The sequence below is a fragment of the Terrirubrum flagellatum genome (genome assembly GCF_022059845.1).
In the GTDB taxonomy this organism is placed as follows: domain Bacteria; phylum Pseudomonadota; class Alphaproteobacteria; order Rhizobiales; family Beijerinckiaceae; genus Terrirubrum; species Terrirubrum flagellatum.
The window spans coordinates 187,016-209,821 of record NZ_CP091853.1; the positions used below are offsets into that span (position 1 = coordinate 187,016).

Annotated in this window: 21 protein-coding genes and 1 pseudogene; 8 read left to right on the plus strand and 14 right to left on the minus strand. The window is 62.8% G+C overall.

Going from position 1 to position 22,806, the window contains the following annotated elements; genetic code table 11:
- The first annotated feature begins 240 nt into the window (after window positions 1-240).
- From repA to repC, 3 genes are all read left to right on the plus strand, one after another.
- Window positions 241-1,452, plus strand: coding sequence for a plasmid partitioning protein RepA (gene repA, locus L8F45_RS29370; protein WP_342364015.1), 1,212 nt, complete (start codon window positions 241-243; stop codon window positions 1,450-1,452).
- Entirely contained in the window at window positions 1,449-2,630 is a 1,182-nt protein-coding gene (gene repB, locus L8F45_RS29375; protein ID WP_342364016.1) for a plasmid partitioning protein RepB, read from the plus strand. The genes repA and repB overlap by 4 nt, the downstream gene beginning before the upstream one ends.
- A 210-nt stretch (window positions 2,631-2,840) precedes the next feature.
- On the plus strand, window positions 2,841-4,295 hold the full coding sequence (gene repC, locus L8F45_RS29380) for a plasmid replication protein RepC (protein WP_342364017.1): 1,455 nt from the start codon (window positions 2,841-2,843) through the stop codon (window positions 4,293-4,295).
- Here repC and L8F45_RS29385 read toward each other — a convergent pair.
- Both L8F45_RS29385 and L8F45_RS29390 read right to left on the minus strand, forming a co-directional pair.
- Complete coding sequence (locus tag L8F45_RS29385; RefSeq protein ID WP_342364018.1) at window positions 4,264-4,650, minus strand: PIN domain-containing protein; 387 nt, start codon at window positions 4,648-4,650, stop codon at window positions 4,264-4,266. The two genes, repC and L8F45_RS29385, sit on opposite strands and share 32 nt — an antisense overlap.
- Before the next feature lie 32 nt (window positions 4,651-4,682).
- A complete protein-coding gene (locus tag L8F45_RS29390; protein WP_342364019.1) occupies window positions 4,683-4,931 on the minus strand; it encodes a FitA-like ribbon-helix-helix domain-containing protein in 249 nt (82 codons plus the stop codon).
- Between the two features lie 417 nt (window positions 4,932-5,348).
- On the opposite strand from L8F45_RS29390, the gene L8F45_RS29395 reads away from it, so the two are divergent.
- The 5 genes from L8F45_RS29395 (at window position 5,349) to L8F45_RS29415 (ending at window position 9,982) form a co-directional block, all read left to right on the plus strand.
- Window positions 5,349-5,639, plus strand: coding sequence for a type II toxin-antitoxin system RelB/DinJ family antitoxin (locus L8F45_RS29395; protein WP_342364020.1), 291 nt, complete (start codon window positions 5,349-5,351; stop codon window positions 5,637-5,639).
- 3 nt (window positions 5,640-5,642) lie between these two features.
- Window positions 5,643-5,939, plus strand: a complete 297-nt coding sequence (locus tag L8F45_RS29400; protein WP_342364021.1) for a type II toxin-antitoxin system RelE/ParE family toxin — start codon at window positions 5,643-5,645, stop codon at window positions 5,937-5,939.
- A 187-nt stretch (window positions 5,940-6,126) separates the two neighbouring features.
- Entirely contained in the window at window positions 6,127-7,170 is a 1,044-nt protein-coding gene (locus L8F45_RS29405; protein ID WP_342364022.1) for an ABC transporter ATP-binding protein, read from the plus strand.
- Between the two features lie 17 nt (window positions 7,171-7,187).
- On the plus strand, window positions 7,188-8,231 hold the full coding sequence (locus L8F45_RS29410; protein ID WP_342364023.1) for an ABC transporter substrate-binding protein: 1,044 nt from the start codon (window positions 7,188-7,190) through the stop codon (window positions 8,229-8,231).
- Complete coding sequence (locus L8F45_RS29415) at window positions 8,228-9,982, plus strand: ABC transporter permease subunit (RefSeq protein ID WP_342364024.1); 1,755 nt, start codon at window positions 8,228-8,230, stop codon at window positions 9,980-9,982. Before L8F45_RS29410 ends, L8F45_RS29415 begins: the two co-directional genes overlap by 4 nt.
- A 259-nt stretch (window positions 9,983-10,241) precedes the next feature.
- Here L8F45_RS29415 and L8F45_RS29420 read toward each other — a convergent pair whose 3' ends face one another.
- From L8F45_RS29420 to L8F45_RS29475, 12 genes and pseudogenes are all read right to left on the minus strand, one after another.
- Complete coding sequence (locus L8F45_RS29420) at window positions 10,242-10,592, minus strand: DUF4387 domain-containing protein (RefSeq protein ID WP_342364025.1); 351 nt, start codon at window positions 10,590-10,592, stop codon at window positions 10,242-10,244.
- Window positions 10,592-11,974 carry an acyclic terpene utilization AtuA family protein gene (locus tag L8F45_RS29425; protein WP_342364026.1) on the minus strand — a complete coding sequence of 461 codons (1,383 nt, stop codon included), beginning with the start codon at window positions 11,972-11,974 and terminating at the stop codon, window positions 10,592-10,594. The genes L8F45_RS29420 and L8F45_RS29425 overlap by 1 nt, the downstream gene beginning before the upstream one ends.
- An 8-nt stretch (window positions 11,975-11,982) precedes the next feature.
- Window positions 11,983-13,065, minus strand: a complete 1,083-nt coding sequence (locus L8F45_RS29430) for an ABC transporter ATP-binding protein (RefSeq protein ID WP_342364027.1) — start codon at window positions 13,063-13,065, stop codon at window positions 11,983-11,985.
- Window positions 13,062-14,753, minus strand: a complete 1,692-nt coding sequence (locus tag L8F45_RS29435; RefSeq protein ID WP_342364028.1) for an ABC transporter permease — start codon at window positions 14,751-14,753, stop codon at window positions 13,062-13,064. Before L8F45_RS29435 ends, L8F45_RS29430 begins: the two co-directional genes overlap by 4 nt.
- A 3-nt stretch (window positions 14,754-14,756) precedes the next feature.
- Window positions 14,757-15,800: an ABC transporter substrate-binding protein gene (locus L8F45_RS29440; protein ID WP_342364029.1), complete on the minus strand. Its 1,044-nt coding sequence runs from the start codon at window positions 15,798-15,800 to the stop codon at window positions 14,757-14,759.
- A 110-nt stretch (window positions 15,801-15,910) separates the two neighbouring features.
- Window positions 15,911-16,864, minus strand: coding sequence for a LysR family transcriptional regulator (locus tag L8F45_RS29445; protein WP_342364030.1), 954 nt, complete (start codon window positions 16,862-16,864; stop codon window positions 15,911-15,913).
- A gap of 269 nt (window positions 16,865-17,133) precedes the next feature.
- Window positions 17,134-17,382 (minus strand): annotated as a pseudogene (locus tag L8F45_RS29450) (IS481 family transposase); the annotation flags it as partial.
- Between the two features lie 49 nt (window positions 17,383-17,431).
- Window positions 17,432-18,424 (minus strand): ABC transporter ATP-binding protein, encoded by a 993-nt coding sequence (locus tag L8F45_RS29455; RefSeq protein ID WP_342364031.1) that lies wholly within the window; start codon window positions 18,422-18,424, stop codon window positions 17,432-17,434.
- The gene (locus tag L8F45_RS29460; RefSeq protein ID WP_342364032.1) at window positions 18,421-19,398 is read right to left on the minus strand and encodes an ABC transporter ATP-binding protein; all 978 of its coding nucleotides are present in this window, start codon (window positions 19,396-19,398) and stop codon (window positions 18,421-18,423) included. The genes L8F45_RS29455 and L8F45_RS29460 overlap by 4 nt, the downstream gene beginning before the upstream one ends.
- Entirely contained in the window at window positions 19,395-20,249 is an 855-nt protein-coding gene (locus tag L8F45_RS29465; protein WP_342364033.1) for an ABC transporter permease, read from the minus strand. The genes L8F45_RS29460 and L8F45_RS29465 overlap by 4 nt, the downstream gene beginning before the upstream one ends.
- Window positions 20,246-21,178 (minus strand): ABC transporter permease, encoded by a 933-nt coding sequence (locus L8F45_RS29470; RefSeq protein ID WP_342364034.1) that lies wholly within the window; start codon window positions 21,176-21,178, stop codon window positions 20,246-20,248. The genes L8F45_RS29465 and L8F45_RS29470 overlap by 4 nt, the downstream gene beginning before the upstream one ends.
- Before the next feature lie 12 nt (window positions 21,179-21,190).
- On the minus strand, window positions 21,191-22,774 hold the full coding sequence (locus L8F45_RS29475) for an ABC transporter substrate-binding protein (RefSeq protein WP_342364035.1): 1,584 nt from the start codon (window positions 22,772-22,774) through the stop codon (window positions 21,191-21,193).
- Window positions 22,775-22,806 lie beyond the last annotated feature (32 nt).

The following is a 22,806-nucleotide window of genomic DNA, read 5'->3' on the forward strand; positions in this document are numbered from 1 at the left end:
TTGACGGATCCTTTTTAGAGCTGACGAACATGGCCGCGACGCTTGCGTTGCTGGACCAGAGTCAGTGGATGGGAGCTCCCAACGCCAGCGATTGGGAAAATGGTTTCGGACTGTTAACCAAAAAGCGCTTGCCAGAATCGCTCTCCCCGGCATCTTAACGGTTTGAGCGGCCCTTCGGGGCCAAAACCGTGAGCGGGCGAATATCTCGTGAATGCTATTGCAGACCGCGCAAGGTTCGCATTGCCGTCCGCCGATGAAACCATCGGCGAGCATGCGGAGGCGTTGAGCGCGCAGCTTCAATCGATCAGCGCCGCTCTCTTCCCGCCAACCGCGACAAAGGAGTTGAGGAAGTTCAGCTCTGGTGAAGTCGCGCGGCTGATCGGGGTGAACGACTCCCGGATCAGGCAACTTTCGCTGGCGGGTGAAGGGCCGCAGCCGGAGCTGACGCCGACGGGCCGCCGCCAATACACACTCGGTCAGATCAACGAGCTTCGCGCCCATCTCGGCGCCGCGGCAAAGAACCGGCGCGAAGCGCGGGAATATCTGCCTCATCGTCAGCCCGGCGAGGAGCTGCAGGTGTTGGCCGTCACCAATTTCAAAGGCGGATCTGGGAAGACCACGACCTCGGCGCACCTCGCGCAATATCTCGCCCTGCGCGGCTACCGGGTGCTGGTGATCGATCTCGATCCACAGGCGTCGCTTTCGGCGCTGCATGGTTTGATGCCTGAGCTTCAAGTCGGCGAGAACGACACGCTCTATGGCGCGATCCGGTATGACGGCGATCGCCGGCCGCTGGCGGAGATCATCCGTTCGACTTATTTCGCCGGCCTCGACCTCGTGCCCGGCAATCTCGAGTTGATGGAGTTCGAGCATGAGACGCCCCGCGCATTGGCGGCGGGCATGCGCTCGGCCGATCAGCTCTTCTTCGCGCGGGTCGCGAAGGCGCTCGATACGGTGGCGGAGCGCTACGATGTTGTCGTCATCGATTGCCCCCCTCACCTCGGTTATCTCACGCTTTCCGGGCTATGCGCGGCGACGGGTATGATCGTCACGGTGCATCCGCAGATGCTGGATGTCGCTTCAATGAGCCAGTTCCTGCTGATGACCAAGGATCTGCTTCGGGTCGTGCGCGAGGCAGGAGGCAGACTGCAATATGATTTCATACGCTATCTCCTGACGCGTTACGAACCGCAGGACGGTCCGCAGACGAAAATCGTCGCGCTACTCCGCAACCTGTTCGGCGACGCGGTTCTGACCAATCCGATGGTCAAGTCGACGGCGATGTCGGACGCCGGACTGACGAAGCAGACGCTCTACGAGATCGGGCGGGAGAGCATGACCCGCTCGACCTATGATCGAGCCCATGACGCGCTCGAGGCGGTCCATACCGAGATCGAGAATCTCATTCGCACCGCTTGGGGGCGCGAGCCGCGGATGCGGAGCCAACCATGAGCCGCAAATCGACGATCGATGCCTTGTACGGCTTCGGAGGAACGGCCGCCTCGCGAGGGCAGGCCGGGTCCGGAGCGCAAACAATCGCGCCGCAAGCGCCCCGTTCGCCTGAGGAAACGCATCGCGGTGACACGCCGTTGGGAGCTCCCAACGACCCTGATCCGGCGCGGCGGGCGGGAACGGGAGCCGTCCCGCAAATCCGCACCGGAGCGGTCCGCGCGATCGGGGAGACCCTGCAAAAATGGAGTGAAGCGGGCAAAGCCGCGGCCGAACTCCAGGCGCAGATCGCAGACGCGCAGACGCTTGTGGAGCTTGATCCGGCGTCGGTTGATCCGGCGCCGGTTCGCGACCGGATTCAGCTCGGCGATCCGCGGGAGATGATGGCGCTGAAACAGTCAATTCGGGAAAGCGGGCAGCAGGTGCCCATTCTCGTGCGCCCGCATCCGGCTTTGGCCGGTCGCTTCCAGATCGCTTATGGCCACAGGCGTGCGGACGCCTGCCGCGAACTCGGAATCAAGGTGAAGGCGGTGGTCGCCCTCCTGACCGACGAGCAACTCGTGATCGCGCAGGGGCGGGAAAACACCGAGCGGCGCGACCTGTCATTCATCGAGATCGCGCTCTTCGCCTGGCGGCTTGAGACTGCCGGTTATTCGCGCGCGGTGATCGTCTCGTCGCTTGGCGTCGACAAGGCCGATGTGAGCCGCGTGATTTCAGTGGCGAAAGACGTTCCTGAGACCCTGATCGTCACGATTGGCCCCGCGCCAAAGGCGGGTCGATCGCGCTGGATGGCTTTTGCCGCGGCGCTGCGAGACCCTTCGACGCGCGCGCAAGTCGAAGCCGTGATGGCGCTGGACAGCTTCGCGGAGGCTGATTCCGACGGCCGCTTCCAACTGGCGCTTGGAGCGATCGGCCGGTCGCAACCGGCCGCGGAGGTAAGGGGGTCTGTCGCGGTGCTGGAGAACAGCGCTGGACAGCCCGTTGTTTTCCTGGAGCGTTCACGCAAGGCGGCGCGCCTCACGATCAACGCGTCCGCAGATCCTGATTTCGCTGAGTTCCTGGCGGGCGAGCTGGCGGGGATTTATCGACGCTACGAAGCTCGGCGAAGCCGGGAAATCGAGAAAAGATCGGCCAAGGCGCCCGACAACATTCGTACTTCTTCAACATCCGACGCGGCTTAAACCGCGTCCGGCGTGAGCAAACCGCGTTTGATCCACCCGAGAGGAAAGACATAGGTAAAGAAAAAGGCCCCCAGAACTGACGCCCCGGAAGCCTTCTCCAGCTTGAACACCTAGAGAATCCCACCTCCGCGAATCGCCGTCAAGAGTCTCTGATGAGATTCAACGTCATTTTGGCGACCTGATTTTCTTTGCCTGACGACAGGCAGAACCATGACAGAGCAACTTGCAACGACGCCTTTCGGGCGGCGACAGGTGACGCTTGGCCAAATCGCAACCGGAATGCAGGTCCGGGAGGCGATCGAAGCCGCGTCCCAGCCGGGATCCAACATCCCAGCAGCCGTCAACAAATGGGCCCTCTACCGCTCGCTCACTGAGATCAAGCAGCGGCTGGGCCTGTCAGATCGCGCGCTCAGCGTGCTCAACGCCCTCCTGTCCTTCCAGCAGGAGACGGCGCTCTCCCTGCCTGTGAGGCCGCTGAAGGCCGCAGAAAGCGAGACGGACGGGGCAGGGGAGGGCGCCTCCTGCGAGCTCGTCGTTTTCCCCTCCAACCGGGCCCTGAGCTTACGCGCCCACGGCATGTCCGAGACGACGCTGCGCCGCCATCTCGCCGCCCTCGTCGGCGCCGGCCTGATCGCCCGCAGGGATAGCCCCAACGGCAAACGCTACGCCCGCAAGGGCGAAACCGGAGAAGACCGGTTCAGCGAAGCCTTCGGGTTCGATCTCACCCCGCTCGTCGTCCGCGCCCCCGAGTTTGAGGCCATGGTCGAGGAACTCAGGGCCGAGCGCCGCGCCGCACGGGCGCTGAAAGAACGCATCAGCCTGCATCGGCGCGACATCGAGAAGCTGGTCGCCTGCGGCGTCGACGAAGGCGTGTCCGGCCCCTGGGCCGAGTTCACGAGGCGGTTCCTCATGTTGCTGACGCCGCTGAGACGGGTCGGGGAGGGCGAAGCGCTCGGCCGGCTTGCGGCGGATCTGGCGGAGCTTCGGGCGGAAATCGCCAACATTCTGGAAATGCACGTTAAACAGCAGAATATGGCTGGCAATGACCGCCAGAACGACGGGCATCAGTCTAATTCAAAAACCCAATGGATATCTCTTGAACCCGCCTCCAAAAAGGCTGGGGGCGAATCCAAGCCCATCCCCAACCCCTTCGCACCCGCCACAGCAGGTCCCAGCGAAAACCCTGAGCATCCCACAAATTCTGCCGCGAGCCTTGGCCCAAGCCTTCTGGCGCTCGGAATGGTGCTCGACGCCTGCCCCGACATTGCAGCCTTCGAGCCTGACGGGCGGCGCGTCCAGAGCTGGCCAGCGTTCGAGGCGCTCGCCCGCTCGGTCCGGCCGTTCCTCGGCATCAGTCCCGACGCCTGGAAGGATGCAGTCGGGGTTCTGGGCGAGCGCGACGCCGCCATCGCCATCGCCGCCATCCTGCAGCGTTCGGAATACTCGTCTGAGCGAGACGAGGGCGGGTCAGGTCCACCGACCGTCAACGGCTCGCCGGCGATCCGCTCGCCCGGCGGCTATCTCAGGGCTTTGACCGAACAGGCGCGGGCCGGGGCGTTCAGCATCGGCCCCCTCCTCATGGCCCTCATCGGCCAGAGGTTGAGGGTGAAGCGGGAGCCGTTGAGCGGCAGCGTCAGGTCAAGCTCCAGGGATCGACAATCGTGATCTCGACGTCCGCGAAATGCCTCAGATTCCGTGTCGCAAGTGTCGCTCGGCGCGCCAGGGCCGCGCCGGCGATCATGCTATCGCGAAGGTCTTGCTGCGCGCCGCGCAGTTTTCGGGCCGCCATGAGCCTTGCGGTCGCTTCGGCCGCCGCTCCGTCGAAGGGCGTGATCCGGTGCTCCAGCGTGTTCTCGACCAGTTCGCTGAAAGCGTCGCCAAGGGCTGCCCGCCGGCGCCCCTCGGGGAGCAAGGCCAAGCCGAAACGGATTTCAAGCACGGTGACACTGGTTGTCCAGATCGAGCTGCGCGGTTGGTGATCAAGCCAACTCAGGAGAGCGGGATCGGCGGGATCGCGCATGCAGGCCGACACGACATTGGTGTCGAGGAGGATCATTCCTCGAAGGGGCTCTTCAGGCTGTGGCCACTCAGGTCTGGCAACTGTTCGTCGGGACCAAGCCCAATTCCCTTGAACAGGGCGGCGACTTCGGCGCCGAGGCTGCGGCCGGCCGGGTCGCTTTTGACCGCGTCGCGGAGGATGTCGCGGATTTCGGCCTCCATGCTGCGGCCATGGCGGGCGGCGCGCCGCTGCAGCTCCTCCTTTACGGTGTCTTCGATGTCGCGGACGAGGATCTGGGCCATCTTCGCTCCTTGTGCTATCATGATAGCGGATGCGCGCCGCTGATCAAGTTTGCCTGTGGCGGTTGGTTTGGAGCGTTGCGAGTCCTGAGAATTGGTCGCCCGGGTGCTGTCGAATGCGGATTCAGGCCGCTTTTCGAAGGGTCTGCGTTAACTTTCGATAAGCTGTCATTATCGATAGTGATGGAGGGTATGTTCGCGATGATTCGATGACGGTGGCGAAATAGCGATTAGCTTCAACAATAGGTGAAATCTGTAATATTAACCAACGATTGCTGAAGCTGATGCAATTTTAAAGGCGTTAGCCGACCGTCGAAGCCGCGAGCTTGACTCGGGAGCGGCCGCAGCAAGCGGCGTTTCAGGCGCTTCGAACGGGTTGAATTTTGTACGTCAATTGCATTACATGAAGGGGAGGCTCGCATGACCAACACGCTCGTCCAAACTCGCATCGACGCCGACATCAAAGAACGCGCCAGCGCTGTGCTCGAAGCCATGGGACTGACCGTATCCGACGCCGTACGCATCCTGCTCACCCGCACGGCAAATGAAGGCGCGCTCCCGCTTGAACTCATTAGCACCAGTACGGCCCACGATGCCTGGTTCCGGGCGAAAGTGCGCGAAGCGCTCGAGGATCCTCGCCCTGATATTGAAGACAGCGAGGTGGCTGCCCGCTTCGCAAAGCGGCGCGCCGCAACGCTCCACCGCGCTTGATTCATGAAGCTTACTTGGAGCTCGCTGGCGCTCGGCGATCGTGAAGGGATCTTCGCGTTTATCGAGAAAGAGAGTCCGCGCGCCGCAGTCCAGATCGACGAGCAGATTGAGTTGGCGGTGCGGCGTCTTCTGGAGTTTCCAGAGAGCGGGCGGCCAGGCCGCGTCTCTGGTACGCGTGAACTGCTGGTGCCGCGGTCGCCCTTCATTGCAGCCTACACAGTGACGTCTGACAGGATTCGCATCCTGCGCGTTTTGCACGCCGCCCAGGTTTGGCCGGACGAGCTTGATTTGGAGAACTGACCGTCAACAAGGCTCGGCCAGATCGCTGTCGATGACGAAGTGATCTGGACGGTCGTATGGGACGATCTCCCAGCTCTCGAGGCGACTCTCGCCGCCATGGAGATCGCGCTTTCGAACGGGAGCCGCTGATGATCTTGTCGCGCAGACCTGTTCAATAGATGGCCTATAGATTGCAGACCTTCGATTGATGAAGAAGACGACTGGTGTGGAACTCGTTCTCGACGCGCTGACCGCGCGCTATGGTGAAACACTGGCCGTCGATGCTGTTTCGCTTGTGGCTGCGCAAGGCGAGCTGGTGGCGCTGCTGGGGCCGTCAGGATGCGGCAAGACAACCACCCTGCGCATGGTCGCCGGGTTCGTTGCGCCCGCATCTGGACGGATGCTGATTGGCGGCGAGGACATGACGCGGACGCCAGCGCATCGGCGTAATATGGGCGTCGTCTTCCAGTCCTATGCGCTGTTCCCGCATCTGACAGTCATCGAGAACGTTGCGTTCGGCCTGCGCATGCGCGGAGCTTCGACAAGCGAGCGCCGCGGCAAGGCCGGACAATCGCTGGAGATGGTCGGGCTATCTCACGCAGGCGATCGCTATCCCTCGCAATTGTCTGGTGGGCAGCAACAGCGCGTCGCGTTGGCTCGGGCTCTGGTGATCGAGCCGCGTGTGCTGCTGCTCGACGAACCCCTTTCCAATCTCGATGCGCAGCTTCGCGCCGAGATGCGCGCTGAAATCCGCCGACTTCAGCAGCGCCTGTCCATCACCACCCTGTTCGTGACGCACGATCAGGAGGAAGCGCTGGCGATGTCAGACCGGATCGGCGTCATGCAAGGAGGGCGACTGGTCGAGATCGGTAGGCCAATGGATCTTTGTGATCGGCCGAAGGCCGCCTTCACCGCTTCTTTCCTTGGCGCTCGCACGGTGATCGCCGGCTCAAGCCGCAATGGACTGTTCGAGACGCCGGGATTGATTTGCCGCGAAGCGCCAGAGGGCGCGAAAGCGATCGTCTTGCGCGCGGCTCGTCTGCGGCTTGTGGGCGAGGGGATGACAAACGGGCCGCTTCAGCTCAACGGCGTGATGTCGGCTTGCGCCTTTCTCGGCGATTCCTATGAGATCGACGTCGACACCGCGGTGGGGCGCGTGCGCGTTCTCTCGCCGTCCGACCTTGCTCCGCCGACGATTGGCCAACCCTGTGCGATCATGGCGCTTCCAGGCGGTTGCAGCTTTTTGACGTAGGCGACGAGGAAACAAGCATGGAGCTTCACAGACGCACATTCGGCAAACTGATGCTCGGCGCAGGCGTTGCTGCGCCCTATGCCTTCTCCCGCTCGGCGATAGCGCAGCCGAAGCCGGGAGACGAACTGGTTATCGGCGTATGGGGCGGCGTGCAGGAGCGCCTGGTCAGGGAATATTGCGAGAAGCCGCTCGTTGCAAAATATGGCTGCAAGGTCTCCTATGTTCTCGGCGGCACGCCCGAGCGACGCGCCCGCGCCTACGCAGAACGCGGCCGACCGAGCTTTGATGTTCTCTATCTCAACATCTTCGAGAGCCGGCAGGCGGTGAAGGACGGCGTCACCCAGGCGCCGACCGATGCGGTGCCTCAGTTCGCCAACCTGCTCGATGTCGCAAAGATCGGCGGGTATGGCGTCGCGCTCAATCCCTGCACGATCGTCTATGACAAGCGAAAGGCGTCAAAGCCGGTGACGTCGTGGAAGGATATGTGGAACCCGGAATGGAAAGGCCGCATCGCTTTTCCGTCCTATCCCGGCGCCGAGGGCACGGCGGCGCTGTTGATGGCGGCGAAGATATTCGGCGGCAGCGAGAAGGACGTTGCTGTCGCCTTCGAGAAGATCAAGGAGCTGAAGCCGTTTGCTGCGATCCAGGGCAGCCAGGACCAGTTGTTCCAGATGTTCGATCAGGGCGTCGCTGACCTCTCGGTCGAGTTCGGAAGCTTCACGCGCAAATACGCCGAGACCCGCAACCCCAACATCGAGATCGCCAATCCCGAGGAGGGGCAGGCGGTCGCGATGAATGTCGCTTGCATCCCAGTCGGGGCGAGGAATCAGAAGCTTGCCGAGGAATGGATCAACCTCCATCTCAGTGAGCCCTGCATGCTCGCCTATGCGCGCGAAACCTACTATTCGCCAACGGCGACGAACATCAACGTTCCGGACGAGCTCAAACCGAAGCTCGTGATCGGCGAGGACGCCAAGAAGCTCGTCGATTTCGACTGGGATCAGGTGATCCGTAGCCAGCCTGCATGGTCGAGCCGTTTTAACCGGGAGATCGCCGGTTGAGTTTGGCGCAGCCTGCGCTCGTAGCGGGGCCAGGCGCCGGCTCGCTTCGGAGCGCAGGCGTTTCGCAACGCCTGTTGGGGTTACTGCTTGCCGCTCCGGCGACGCTATGGCTGCTCGGCGCTTTCGCGGCGCCATTGCTTGCTGTCGTCCTGCTCGCCCTGCATGAGGACGCCGATCCGTTCGGACCGCTTTGGCAAGCTCCGAGTGCGGCGCAATTCCTCACGATCGCCAGCGATCCATTCTATCTCAGGCTTGTCGGCGAGACACTGGCGCTGGGCGCCGGCGTGACGCTGCTTTCGGCGCTTCTGGGTTATCCCCTGGCCTTGTGGCTGACGCGCCTGCCGGCGCGCTGGCGTTCTCTCGGCTTCGCCGTGATCCTCATTCCGCTGTTGACCAATGTCGTGGTGCGCTCGCTGGGAGTCGTGCTTCTGCTCGCGCCCGACGGGCTCATCAATCAGGCGCTCGGTTTCGTGGGCCTCTCGCCATGGCGTGGCATGCTCTACACCCACGGCGCGGTGGCGATCGCGCTTGCCCAGGTGTTCATGCCGTTTATGGTTCTGTCGCTTTACGATGTGCTGCAGGGCGCGTCGCCGCGTATCCTGGAAGCTGCGGAAAGCCTGGGCGCCTCGCCGATGGCGCGCTTGCTGCTGGTGACGCTGCCGCTGTCGCTGCCTGGATTACGCGCCGGAATCATTATCGTTTTCCTCATGTCTTCGACGGCTTACGTTTCCGCGACCTTGCTTGGCGGCAAGAAGGTGCTCGTCGTCGGCATGATCGTTTGGCAGGAGGCGCTGCAGAATCTCAACGCGCCGTTGGCCTCGGCGCTTGCGCTCGTCATGACGGCGACAAGCACGCTGTTCGCGGTTGGGGTCTATTTCATCGCGCGCCGCCTTACGCCCTGGGTGACGGGGCGGCCGACCGTTGCGTTTGCGATTCCGCCGACGCTACTGCGCGCCATCGATTTTATCGGACCGATCCTTGGCAAACTTGCAGTGGCCTCGGCGCTGGTCCTTCTGCTGCTTCCGCTTGTCCTGGTTTGTATCCAGAGCTTCAACGACGTGCCTCAGGCGACAGTCGCAGGATTTCGGGCCTTCACCCTGAAATGGTATAAACAGGCGCTTCTCGGCGGCGCCTATGGCGCGTCGTTCCTCATCTCCGCTCAGCTCGCGTTCGCTTCCGCGCTCGTCGCGATCGCGTTGGCGCTCCCGGCCGCCTTCGCTTTGGCGCGCTACCGGTTTCGCGGCCTCGGCGCTCTCAACGCCTTCTGGATGCTGCCGCTGTCGCTGCCGCATATCGCCATCGGCGTCGGCATGCTGCGGCTCCTGCAGGTCTTCGTGGCTCTGCCGCCCTTCTTGGGCCTGATGGCCGTGCATGTCGTTTTGATGCTTCCGTTCGCCATATCGCTGCTGCAGGCCTCTGTAGAGCAACTTGACCGCGCCCAGGAGGAGGCGGCGGCAAGCCTTGGCGCCGGCCCGCTGAACCGCCTGAGGTTGGTGACATTGCCCGGATTGGCGCCTGGCCTCGCCGCGACCTGCATCATGAGCTTCCTCCTGTCATTTGGCGAAGTGACGGTGACGAGTTTTCTGACGACAGCCCGAATGACGACATTGCCCGTGCGCATCTATTCGGAAGCTTCCTTCAGCCTTGAGCCTACCGTGCATGCTGTATCGGCAATGTTGATTGCGGCGACGGTCGTCGTGCTGCTCGTTTTAACGCGGTTGGTTAAGCTCGATCGTCTTTACGCGCGGTAGTGGCCCTCGCCGGACCGACTCCAGTAAATTTTAGCGCCTGAAAGCTGACGTCTGCTCCAATGCGAATTGGTGCCCCGGAGTTGACGTCGATAGTTGAAACCGTTCCTGAACCCCATGTTCTGGCAGTCGACATAAATGACCCACGGCGGCGTTTCCCTGAGAAATCCGGCGGCCTGTGGCTACGCTCATGGCAACGAGTTGCGGTGCGATTTGGAATTCTGTGCTCAAACTGATGGAGCGCCCTGGACGAGCCAGAATCTCAATTACGTCCGTTATCACTTTCAGGTCCAGACACCTCGACGCCGAGCAGCGGCGCATAGTGCTGGCTGCCGAACAGATCGCCGTCGCCCAGGCTGCCGCTGGGGGCTGTGCGCGCGATCGTGAATTTGATCGCGAAAGCGGGGTCGAATTCGACATGGTCGGTCAGCCGCTCCGCATTGATTCCAAGGATGCGGCAGACCGCCTCGCGCGAGAGCGCGCCGCTGCGCCTGACATGTTCGTAGCTGGCGCGATCGGGGAAGATCACGTCGAATGTGATGTGATCGACGCCGGCGTTCTTGCTGCGGATCGTCTTGGCGAGAGAAGAGAGAGGCACGGTCGTGGTCATCATCAAACTCCCGCTTCGATGATGTGCAGGCGAAACGGCTCGAGCGGGTCGTCGACCGGCATCGTATGGTTCAACGTCCAGCGATAGGCGGGGGTCGCCGGCATCACCTCATCGAGGAGAAATGCGACGCCGCCCGCGGTGCCTTTCACGTCGGGCAGGCGCGCATAGAACATCTGCCGCGTTCCCATCATGCAGACCTCTTCCGCTTTCTCTCGCGTCGGCGCGACGGCCTGTACGACGACGCAGAGCTCGTGCCCGGGGCGATTGCGCAGGGGTTCGAGCGCGCCCATGACGCCATCGCGCCCATAGACATTGTAGGAGAGATCGTAACCCTCGGTCCCGAAGCGGTCGCGCACCATGTTGCGCGCCCAGCCGATCACATCGTCAACGCGTGAGATCGTATAGGGGTCGCGAATGCCGACAAGACCGACATAGCGTTCGCCGACCTTGCCCGATCCTTCAAGCTTCACCTTGAGCTGCTCGGCCGCGACATAACGCGGGCCGGTGACGCGCGTCGTGCGTTCATCGACCTGCTCATAGACGCAGTCACGCATATCGATATGGCCGCCGAGAAAGTGCTCGTAATAGGGATTGGCGCGCTCATACATGGCGTGGCCGGCGACCGAAGCGACAGTGCAACGCTGTTCCGGCAGCATCGCGGTCACGCGCACATCCTCCATGGTGATCTCGCCGAGAATGGATTCCTTGCCGCCATAGGGTTCGGCGCAGAAGGAGGCGCATTCCATGACTTTTCCAAAATAGTAGGCGAGCGCTTCCGGATAGCCCTGCCGGATCGCCGGCGCTGCGAAGATCGCGCAATCGCTTGAGCGCCCGCCGATGATCACGTCGGCGCCCCGATTCATCAGCTCGATGTAGGGATGCACTCCGGCGACGGCGACAATGCGGTCGGTCGCGTCGAGCTCCGAGAGGGTGAGATCGGGTCGGCCGGAAAGGCCTTCGATCGTCTTGCCGGCCGCCATCCTGGCGCGCACGTCATCGATCGACACCTCGGAGTAGAAATAGCCCAGATTGAAGCGCGGAAGTTTATGTTCGCGCGCGATGTCTTTCACCAACTCGACAAAGCGGTCGACGCGGCTGTTCGTGCCGGTGTCGCCGGCCGAGCCGATGATTACGGGCAACCCTTTCGGCCGCGCGCCGAGCAGCATCATTTCAACGTCGTGGCGCTGCCAGGCGAGAGGGCTCGCCGTGCCGTCCATGCCCAGCGGCACGGGGCCGATGTCGCACGAGCCCGAATCGCAGGCGATGATGTCGGGAGAAGCAAGAAGTCCGTTATCGAACGAACCTTGCCGGCTCGGCGCGAAGCCGAGATGTCCGTTCGGACACAGGATTCTCAGGCCCGTATTGGCGCGTGTGGCGGGATGCATCGCGTTTCTCATTTTCGCATGATCAGGCAGTCGTTTGGCGCCACGCGCCAGAACAGGGTGCGCCCGACTTCGAGACCCGCGCGAGGCCTGACATGGGCGCAGAGTTCAATCGGTCCGGACTGAATGAAGACGTGTTGGTGATCGCCGACGAAGAGCGAGCGGATCACGACGCCGCTTCCGCCCTGCCCTTCGGTGTCAGCATCTTCGAGGCGCACGTCGCCGGGGCGGAAGGCGATCGCGGCGCTTGCGGAGCCAGAGCCGGGATCGACGTGGCGGCCGCGCAAGACCGAACCATTAGCAAGCCGCGCCTCGGCCTGATCGTCGCCAGCGCCAGTCAATTCGCACTCGACGATGTTTCGCACGCCAAGAAATTCGGCGACGAAGCGCGTACGCGGGCTTGAATAGATATCTTGTGGTTTGCCAGCCTGCTCGATGCGTCCACCGCGCATGACGATGATATGATCGGACAGCGAAAACGCCTCTTCCTGATCGTGCGTGACATAAAGCGCGGTGAAGCCAAGCCGCCGTCTGAGATCGGCGAGTTCATCGCGCATCTGGATGCGAAGCTGCGCGTCGAGATTGGACAGTGGCTCGTCGAGCAGCACGACCTTGGCGCCGAAGGCGATCGCGCGCGCGAGCGCGACGCGTTGTTGCTGCCCGCCCGAAAGCATTGTCGCCGGCCTGTCAGCGAAGCGGGCGAGATCGACGAGCGCCAGCGCCTTATCGACCGCGGGCTTCGCTTCGCTCGCCGGGCGGCCGCGCACGCGGAAAGGAAAAGCGACATTCTCGAAGACCGTCATATGCGGCCAGATGGCGTAGGATTGGAACACCATGGAAAGGCCGCGCTTCTCGGGCGGCGCATCAACGCCGGTCGCGCCGTCGAAGACCGCCTTGCCGTCGATGACGATCCTGCCTGCGCGGGGTCGTTCGAGACCGGCCACCGCGCGCAATGTCGTCGTCTTGCCGCAGCCCGAGGGGCCAAGCAGCGTCACCTGTTGGCCCGCCTCGATTCCGAAGCTGACCTCATCGACGGCGCGAAACTCGCCGTAGTCGATCGCAAGTTGCTCCACGCTGACGAACGGCGCGCTCATGCGGCGACGGCCTTCTGGCGGAAGCGCGCGACCAGAACGAGCGCGATGAAGGTGATGAAGAGTTGCATCACGCTGAGCGCCGCCAGCGCGTTGACGTTGCCGGCTTCCCAGAGGTCGAACACCGCGACCGAGAGAACCGTGCTTGGCGCGGTGTAGAGAAGGATGGACGAGGAGATTTCTTGCAGCGAGAGAATGAACAGAAGCGTCCAGGTCGCGAAGAGAGTCGGCCGGGTCAGCGGCAGAACGATGCGCCGCAAGGTTCCGAACAGGCTCGCGCCGCTGACGCGCGCGGCGTCTTCGAGTTCAGGATGCAACTGACGGATCGCGCTCGATAGCGCTCGCAGCCCGAATGGCAGATAATGCGTGGCGTAAGCAAGAAGCAGGATGCCGATCGTGCCGTAGATCGGCAGCCAGGAGACGCCGACATAGGTCCAGAGCAAGCCGAGCGCGAGCACGATCGGCGGGATGGCGAGCGGCATCATGCCGACCTGATCGAGAAAGCGCGCGGCGAAGCTGCGTGATCTCACCGTCACCCAGGCCATGCAAAGCCCGAGCGCGCAAATCACCGTCGCTGTGAGCACGCCGAGCAGAGCGCTGTTGCGGCTCGCGAGCAGCGTCTTGGGATAGACGAAGAGCACATAATTGAAGTGGCGCAGATCGAACGCCATCAGCTTCGGATCAATCGTGATGAAATTGACCAAAGCGGCCCAGCACAGCGTCGCGATCGGCAATGCGACCGCCGCCAGCAAATAGAGCGCGACGAAGGCCAGCAGCACGACGCGCCAGCGGCCGACCGATACGATCTGCGGCCGGAAGGCCTTTCCCGAGATCGTGACATAGGAGCGGCGCCTGAGGATGGCCGCCTGGATCGCCACAAGCGCGGCGGTGACGACAAGGAGCAGAAGCCCCCATCCCGCCGCCTGCGTCACGCGCGGGGGATAGCTGTTGAGCAGCCGATAAATTTCTGTTGCAGCCACATAGAATCCAGCGGGCATGCCGAGCACGGCCGGCACGCTGAATAGGCCGAGCGATTGAACGAAGACGAGCAGTGCGCTTCCCAGTAGGGCCGGCAGCATGAGAGGCAGCGTCACCATCGCGAAGGCTTTGTGAATCGAGGCGCCGTGGATGCGCGCGCTGTCTTCAAGCGAGGGGTCCATGCCGCGTAACGCGCCGGCGATCAGCAGGAAAGGCAGCGGCGCATAGGCGAGCGCCGAAACGAAGATGACGCCGGCGGCCGATTGCAGATTGACCAGGGGTCCAGGGAGGCCAAGGCCGTTTTGCAGGAACAGATTGATGAGACCGCCATGCGGCGAGCCCAGCCATGACCAGGCGATCGCGGTGAGAAGCGGCGTGACATAGAGCGGCAGCAGAACAAGCTGCTCCAGGCTTGCGCGCAGCGGCGTGTCGGTTCGCACGAGGATCAGCGCAAGCGCGCCGCCGAGCATCGTCGCGAGCGTCGTTGCGCCCACGCTGACGAGTAAGGTGTTGCCGATGACCCGCGCCGATCTCAGCACATTCGTCAGCGCGTCGAGCGAAAATCCGTCCTCGTCGCCGACTGCGCCCATGATCACTGTGGCAAGCGGCGCGATCACCATCACGGCCAGCAGCGCCGACATCGCGACGGCGAGAAACCGCTCCTGCCCGGCGCCGCGCAGGCGCGCCAGCGCATATGATGCCGCTGCTTCCAATATTCAGGCCTTGAAGTAGCGGTCGAACGTCTCGGGGAACCGGCGGGAGGCGCGCTCATAGTCGGCGAGATCGCTTGGCAGCATTGGCTTCGTCTGTTCGAGCGGAAGCTGGCCGGCGGGCGCGGTGATACCCTTTCGCATGGAGTAGACGCTGAAAATCTCCGTGTTGAGCAGCGTCTGTCCTTCAGCGGAAAGAATGAAATCGATCAGCAGGCGCGCGGCGTTTGGATTGGGCGCGTCCTTGAAGATCGCGACAGGGGCTGTCGCGAGCGGCATGCCTTCGCTGGGATAAACGCCAACGACGCCTGCTTTCACCGCGTCCGGCTCGAAGGCGCGGAAATGATCGACAGTGGCGCCGACAAGCGCTTCGCCGCGCACCAGCATGTCGATGAGCTGCGCCGTCGTTGAGACGACGACCGGCTCCTGCTGGCCCCATTGCCGCATGAAGTCGACGCCGAATTTCTTCTCCAGAAGATACATCTGGTTGAAGCTCGTGCCTGCGGCAGAGTCCTGGATGACGAGCTTGCGGCCGCGAAAGTCTGGCCGCAGCAGGTCGGCCCAGGCCTTCGGCGCCTTGTCCGGCGACAGCACATTCTTGTTGTAGGCCATGATGACGCCGACGATGCGCGCGATCGCCCATTGATCGCGATCGGATGCTTCCGGCGGATAATTGTCGAGCTCCGGCGAGCGATAGCCGAGAAGCTGGCCGCGCTGCGACATTGCGAGATAGGGCGCGAGATTGGCGACATGCAACACGTCGAAAGTCAGCGCCTTCGCCTTCATCTCCGCATCGATGCGCGCGAGGACGCGGCCCGCAGGCGCGGAGTAGAGGCCTGTCGTCGCGTCGATGAAGGGATAGCGCGCAGTGAAAGCCTGGACGAAACGTGGAAAGCCTGCGGCCGACGCCGAGTTGGCGAAATTGACTTTGCCCTCGCGCTTCGCGCCTTCGATGATCGACGGCCGTTCCTGCGCGGAAAGACGAAACGGCCACGCGCTCGCGGCAATCGGCAGCATTCCCAGGACGTGACGTCGGTTCGGTCGGCTCATGGCTGCGCCTCATCGGAATGGCGATGCGGGCAGAATTTCACAAAAGCTTCGTCAGTCAACAGAATCTTTCAAAAAACTTCATATTTTGAAATATTGATCATATAAATCTATCATTCGCTGATCAGCTTTTGTGTCTCGATGGCGATCAGTTCCGTCGCTGCGGCGTAATAGCCGTTGAGATCGCCCTTCTGCGAAATGAGGCTTGTGGCGGCGTCCATGACGGCGCGGATGGCCGGCGACGGCGCCGATGTCGCGCAGGCGAGAAAATAGAACAGCGAAGGCGGCGTCTGCGTCGTCTCGATGCGCACGAGATTGCCCGTTGCAAGTTCGGCTTCGGCGGCGGACTGCGAGACGAGCGCGACGCCGAGTCCCGCCTTGGCGAGATGAATGCGCGTCGGAAGATGTGAGGCGCTGTGATTGCGCTGCGGCTCGGCGCTGTCCTGCCTGAACCAGTCAATCATCAATGCGTGCAGTAAAGTGCCGGGCCGATCCGAGATGATCGGCCACGCCGCAAGCTCTCGCGCCGTGATGGCGCGCGTTGGCAGATTGAGGCGCGGGCTCGCGACCCAGATGTTCGAGACTTCGCCGACAGGCGTCGCCGAGAGTTTGCTTGGATCCACGGGCCCCGCGACGACAGCGATGTCGAGCTGCCCCTTGTCGAGCGCGGCGCGCAGCGTCTCGCTGGAATCGACCGCGACCTCAACCGTCAATCCGGGGTAGGCGCGCGAGATGCGTTCAACGAGATTGGGAAGCCAGGTGAGTGCGTGAATGTTGGTGGCGCCAAAACGGACGCGTCCCGAAAGCGCGTCGCGCGCGCCGATCCGCTGCTGCACTTCCGCCGAGAGCGCCACGAATTGAGCTGCGTAGGCAAGAAGCTCCTGTCCCTTCGGCGTGAGCATAGCGCCGCGGCCGATCCGCTCGAAGAGCGGCAGGCCTAGAGCCTCCTCGGCCTCCTTGATGCGCGCTGAGATCGCGGCCTGCGAAACGCCGAGTTGGCGCGCGGCGGCGTGAAAGCTGCCGAGGCGGCCGATCCAATAGAAGGCTTCATAGTGCTTCAGATTCATTGCCGCTTATCCTCCTTTTAATACGGCGTTCAGAGCAAGCATTTTGAGGCCTAGCGGCGGCGGTAAGCACGGCGCGCTAGCCAAAACAACCGGGTGGGCTGCGGCGAATAAGTAGGCGAGTGCAATGAGGTGGCGGAATTGCCGAAATCGACTCAGCCGTCGGTCGATGAGTTGAAATCCCTCCATGACCGACATCTGCGGCAACAGATTCTGACCCAAAGCGGCCTATAGCGGGGTCGATTTCCTTTCTTCAGCGGACGTTCGCTTTAAAGCAGCGGCACAGTTGATTGAAGCGCGTACAGACAATCGTCGAGTGGCAACAGAGTGTATCTGCGGAACGCAACGGCGATGGCTTCTTCCTCTGCCGACAGCACTGTCGATTTCGAGCTTTTGGGGCCGGTCGGAAGGTCGGCGACCGATGAGCGGCTTTTCCATTTGGCGACGATCTTCTGGTCGATGCCGCATCGCTTGACGGATCGCCTCTGTCGTCGTGCGCTCTCATGGAGAACCTGGCTCATGAGGCATCTTTCGAATCCGGCGACAAGAATGCACCGACGAAATCCGGGACTAAACGTCTAGATGGCAAGCCGCAAAGCGAGCTTGATCCGTGATCCGGAGATGAGGCGTTTCCGCCCCGCAGCGATCGAATTTTTCCGGGCAGCGCGGATGAAACGGGCAGCCCGAAGGGATGTTAAGCGGACTCGGCAGCTCGCCGACGAGAGCTGTGGCGCGGGAGGCGCGCGGAGCGTCGGGCGGCGACGGATCCATGCGCGGCGCAGCGCGGAGCAACGCCTCCGTGTAGGGGTGGCGAGGCGCGTCGAAAACACTGTCTGCGGGGCCGATCTCGACGATGCGGCCAAGATACATCACGGCGACGCGGTGGGCCAAGTGTCGCACGACGCGCAGGTCGTGCGACACAAACAGCATCGCCAAACCCAGACGCTCCTGGAGGTCGAGCAGAAGATTGAGAATCTGCGCCTGAATTGACACGTCGAGCGCCGATACGATCTCGTCTGCAATGAGCAATTCCGGATTGACGGAGAGCGCGCGGGCGATAGCGATGCGCTGACGCTGGCCGCCGGAGAATTCATGGGGAAAGCGCGAGGCGGCGTCAGCATTGAGGCGCACGAGGGCGAGCAGTTCTGCGACTTTTTCGGCGCGGCGCGCGGGCGCCGTCATGCCGTGGACCTGCAGCGCTTCTTCGATGATCTGGCCAATGGTCATGCGGGGATTGAGCGACCCGTAAGGGTCCTGAAAGATCATCTGCACGCGTCGGTTATATTGGCGCAACGCGGCTCCGCCCAGGCTGCGAACATCCGCGCCGTCAAAGCTGATCTGGCCGTTGTCAACTTCCACAAGGCGCACCAGCGCGCGCGCCAGAGTGGATTTGCCACAACCTGACTCTCCGACCACCGCCAGCGTCTCGCCGCGCGCAATGGCGAGGCTTACCCCGTTGAGCGCGCGCACCATCGGGCGTGGGCCCCCGCGCAGCAGGTCGCCCATCTTGCGGCGCGCCGGAAAGCCGAGCGCGAGATCGTCGGCGACAAGCAGGCCGTTCATGCCGCCTTCCGCGCAGCGCGGCCGATATCCTCGGCATGCAGGCATGAGGTTTGGTGATCGTCAGCGACATTCCACAGGAGCGGCGACGCCCGGCTGCAGTCGGCTGTCGCGAAATCACAGCGAGGCGCGAAGCGGCAACCTGGCGGCATGTCGCCGAGGGCCGGCGGCGCGCCGGGGATTGAGGGCAGCGGTTGGCGCGCATGGGAGCGCGCCGGAACCGACCGCATCAATCCGAGCGTATAGGCGTGAGCGGGACTGTTGAACACATCATAGACGGGCCCGGTCTCCATGATGCGGCCGGCATACATGACCACCATCCGGTCGCACACGCCGGCCACTACGCCGAGATCGTGCGTAACCAGGATGACGCTCATTTGCAGCTCGTCCTTGAGTCCGAGCAGCAGCTTGAGGATCTGGTCCTGGATGGTCACGTCGAGCGCTGTGGTGGGCTCGTCGGCAAGCAACAGTTTCGGCTCGGCGGCAAGCGCGATTGCGATCATGGCGCGTTGGCGCATGCCTCCCGAGAACTCGTGCGGATAGTTCTGGAGCCGGCGCCTGGCGTCGGGAATGCCGACAAGGTCCAACAGCTCCAGCGCGCGCTTGCGCGCCGCGGCGCCGCGCATATTCATATGCGCGTCGAGGCTTTCGGTGATCTGGAGTCCGATCGGCAGCACGGGATTGAGCGCCGTCATGGGCTCCTGGAAAATCATCGCGATCTCGCGGCCGCGCGCGCGGCGGATGTCAGCCTCGTCCATGGAGAGCAGATCACGCCCCCGCCACAACGCGACGCCTGACGTCGCCGCATGTTTCGGCAGCAATTGCAGCAGCGCGCGCAGTGTGATGCTCTTGCCGGAGCCGGATTCGCCGACGATTCCGAGCATCTCGCTAGGGTTAACGTCGAAGGAGACGGAGTCGACGGGATTCGCCGCGCCGAAGCGGATGCCGAGATCGCGAACCGACAGAAGCGCCGTCATCGCCGTCGCATCAGAGCGGCGAGGCCGTCGCCCAGCAGGCTGAATCCAGAGCCCGCGAGAACGATGGCGAGGCCGGGAAAAATCGACATCCACCAAGCTGTGGTCATGAAATTCTTGCCGTCGCCGATCAGCACGCCCCATTCTGATATGGGCGGCTGCGCCCCCAGCCCGAGATAGCCGAGGCTTGATCCGAGCAGGATCGCCAGAGCCATGTCGGTCATCCAGTAGACCATGATCGGGCTCAGCGCGTTCGGCAGAAGGTGCCGGAACAGAATGCGCCCGGCGCTGTAGCCCATCACGCGCCCGGCGGCGGCGTAGTCGCGCCTTTTCTGGCTCAGGATTTCGCCGCGCGTCAAACGCGCATAGGTGATCCAGTTCACGGCGCTGACCGCAATATACATGTTGAGCAGACCGGGGCCGAGCACCGCGACAATCGCGATGACGAGCACGAGAAAAGGAATCGTGACGGCGACGTCGACCACCCTGCGAAACGCGGAATCGACGGCGCCTCCGGCGTAACCGACGATGGCGCCGATGAAGGTGCCGAAGATCGCGGGGAAGAGCGTGCAGAAGACCGCGATCTGCAGATCGACGCGCGCCGCCCAGATCGTGCGTGAAAGAACGTCGCGGCCGAAATTGTCGGTGCCGAAAGGATGGCTCCAGCTCGGCGGCGACAGAAGCGCACGGTAGTTGAAAACGTTGGGATCATAGGGCGCGATCGCACCCGGAAAGAGAGCGCAGGCGACGAGGACGAGAATGATCGCCGCGCCGATGATCGTCGTTGGCGGCAACCGCAGGCGGGCTCCTGGCCGGAGCGGCGCCACGATCGACGCGTCCTGTATGGCGGTCATGCGCTCACCCGCGGATCCAGTATCGCAAGCAGCGCGTCGACCGCGAGAAAGACCACCGACACAAGGACCGAGATCACCATGGTCAAGCCTTGCACGACGGCGTAGTCGCGCGAGAAGATGCTGTCGATCATCAGCCTTCCGACACCTGGCACGGCGAAGACCGTCTCCGTGATGACGGCGCCGCCGATCAAAGATCCGATATGGAGCCCGAGCAGCGTGATCGTGGAGATGCCAGCGTTGCGCAGGACGTGGCGACCGAGCACCGTCCGCCGCATCAGGCCCTTGGCGGTGGCGAAGCTGACATATTCGGCGTGCAGGACCTCGATCAGCGACTCCCGGAGATTACGCAGCAGGATGGCGGACAGGCTGAGCGCGAGCGTGAGCGCGGGAAGGAAGAGATAGTAGAGATTCTCAAGGAAGTCGTCGCCGACGCCTCCCACCGGAAACCAGCGCAGCCCGGCGGCCAGCGTGATGAGCAGCACGAGACCGATGTAGAAGACCGGCATCGACAGGCTGACTTGCGAGATCAAGCGAATGACCGCGTCAGCGACGCCGCCTTGACGCAACGCGGCGATGAAGGCGAGCGGCGCAGCGATGAGCAGGGAAAGAACAATCGCCATGCCGGTCAGCATGAGCGTGATCGGCAGACGCTCCTTGATGAGAGAGGCCACGGGAACGCGCATTGTGACCGACTCGCCGAACTGGAGTGTCGCCATGCGGATCAGGAATTCCCAGAACTGTTCCAGGACCGTCCGATCGAACCCCATGGCGTGCCGCATCCGGGCGATGGCCTCATCGGAGGCGCGGTCGCCGAGCAGCATCAACACGGGATCGCCGGGCAGAAAATGCATCAAGCCGAAAATCAGCAAGGCGACCAGCACGACGGTCGCCGCAATGTGCAGCGTCCGCCGCGCGAGCAGCGCCAGCATGTTCACGCCCGGTTACTTGTCCAGATAGGTGTCGATGAAGATGTTGTTGCCGAGCGGAATCTGCACGAAATCCTTGACCTTCTTGAGCATCGCCACGGGATAGGGCACTTCCATGCTGAAGATGATCGGCGCGGCGACCGCGAAACGCTGCTGGATTTCCTTGTATTGAGCCGCGCGTTTCCCGGTATCGAGCTCTTCCTGGCTGATCTCGAAGAGCTCGTCGACACGCTTGTCCTGCCAGCCCGTGCGCGCTGATTGCCGCGTCGGATAATAGGCGATGATCGAGGTGATCTCGTTCGGATCGTTGATATCGTTGGTCCAGAGCGAGGTGCGCATCTGGAAGTCGGCGGCGTTGTAACGCGCCAGCCTTGTCGCCGCCTCAAGCTGTTCGATCTTCAGCTTCACGCCGATCTGCGACCACATCTGCTGCAAGGCCGACAGTTTGGCGGCGTCATCCGCGTTTCCGGCCAACGCCATGCACGTGATCTCAAAACCGCCGGAGTAGCCAGCGTCCGCCATCAGCTTCTTGGCCTTGCCCAGATCGTAAGGATAGAGCGGACCCTCGCCGTAAGACAACGGGGTCGACATCGGCATGAAGCTCTGCTGCGGCGTCCCGGCTCCGTAGGACACGACCTGGATAAGCGCATCCTTGTCCGTGGCGTAATTCAACGCCTGACGCACGCGAACATCGTTGAGCGGGTTCTTCGCGCCATCCTTGAGCGTTGGCCTGGTGTTGAGCGTGAAATAATTCACCTGCGCCGCCGGAAACAGCACCATGTTGAGTTTTGGATCGCCCTTGAGCTCCGTTACGCGCGAGTAAGGGACAAACTCGGTCGCATCGATCTCCCCGGCTTTCAGCTTCAGGATGCGCGTCGCATCATCCGGGATGATGAGGAACCTCACCGAGTCGAGATAGGGCAGCGGCTTCCCGTCGGCGGCGATTTTCCAGTAATAGGGGTTGCGCGACATCACCATTTCAGCGTTGCGCTTCCAACTCGTCAGGACAAACGGCCCCGAGCCGATCGGGCGCTCCGCGAACGCTTTCGATTTTTCCAACAACGTCGCTCCAGGCGCCGCCATCACCAGCTTCTCCGGCATGACGCCGGCGTTGAAGGTCGCCAGCGCCTGAAGGATCGTCGGGTCCGGATGCTTCATGTTGACGATGACGGTGTCGTCGCCTTTCGTCTCGATCCATCCGATCGAGGCAAGCAGGAAGCTGAATTCGCCGCCATCCTCCTTGCTCCGCGCGCGATCAAGCGACCATTTGACGTCGCTGACCGAAAGCGGCGAGCCGTCGGCGAATTTCAGGCCCGGCCGCATCGTGAATGTGATCGTCTTGCCGTCGCCGGACACTTTGTGAGCGGCGGCGAGACCGGGCTCGGTTCCCTTTCCATCGGCTGACGCCAGCAGCAGCGTGTCGTAGAGATTGAGCGAGATCCAGATATCTGCGTTCTGCGCCGTGTGAGCGGGATCGAGAAACTGGCTGTCGATTGCGCGCGCGAAGACGAGCGTGCCGCCGCGGTTCGCCGCAGAGGCTTGGCCCGCGGGGAAAAACGCCAGAATTCCAAGTAGAAACCCGATCGCACGATGTTTCATCTTCGCGCTCCATCCGCCGACGTCTGGGTGCA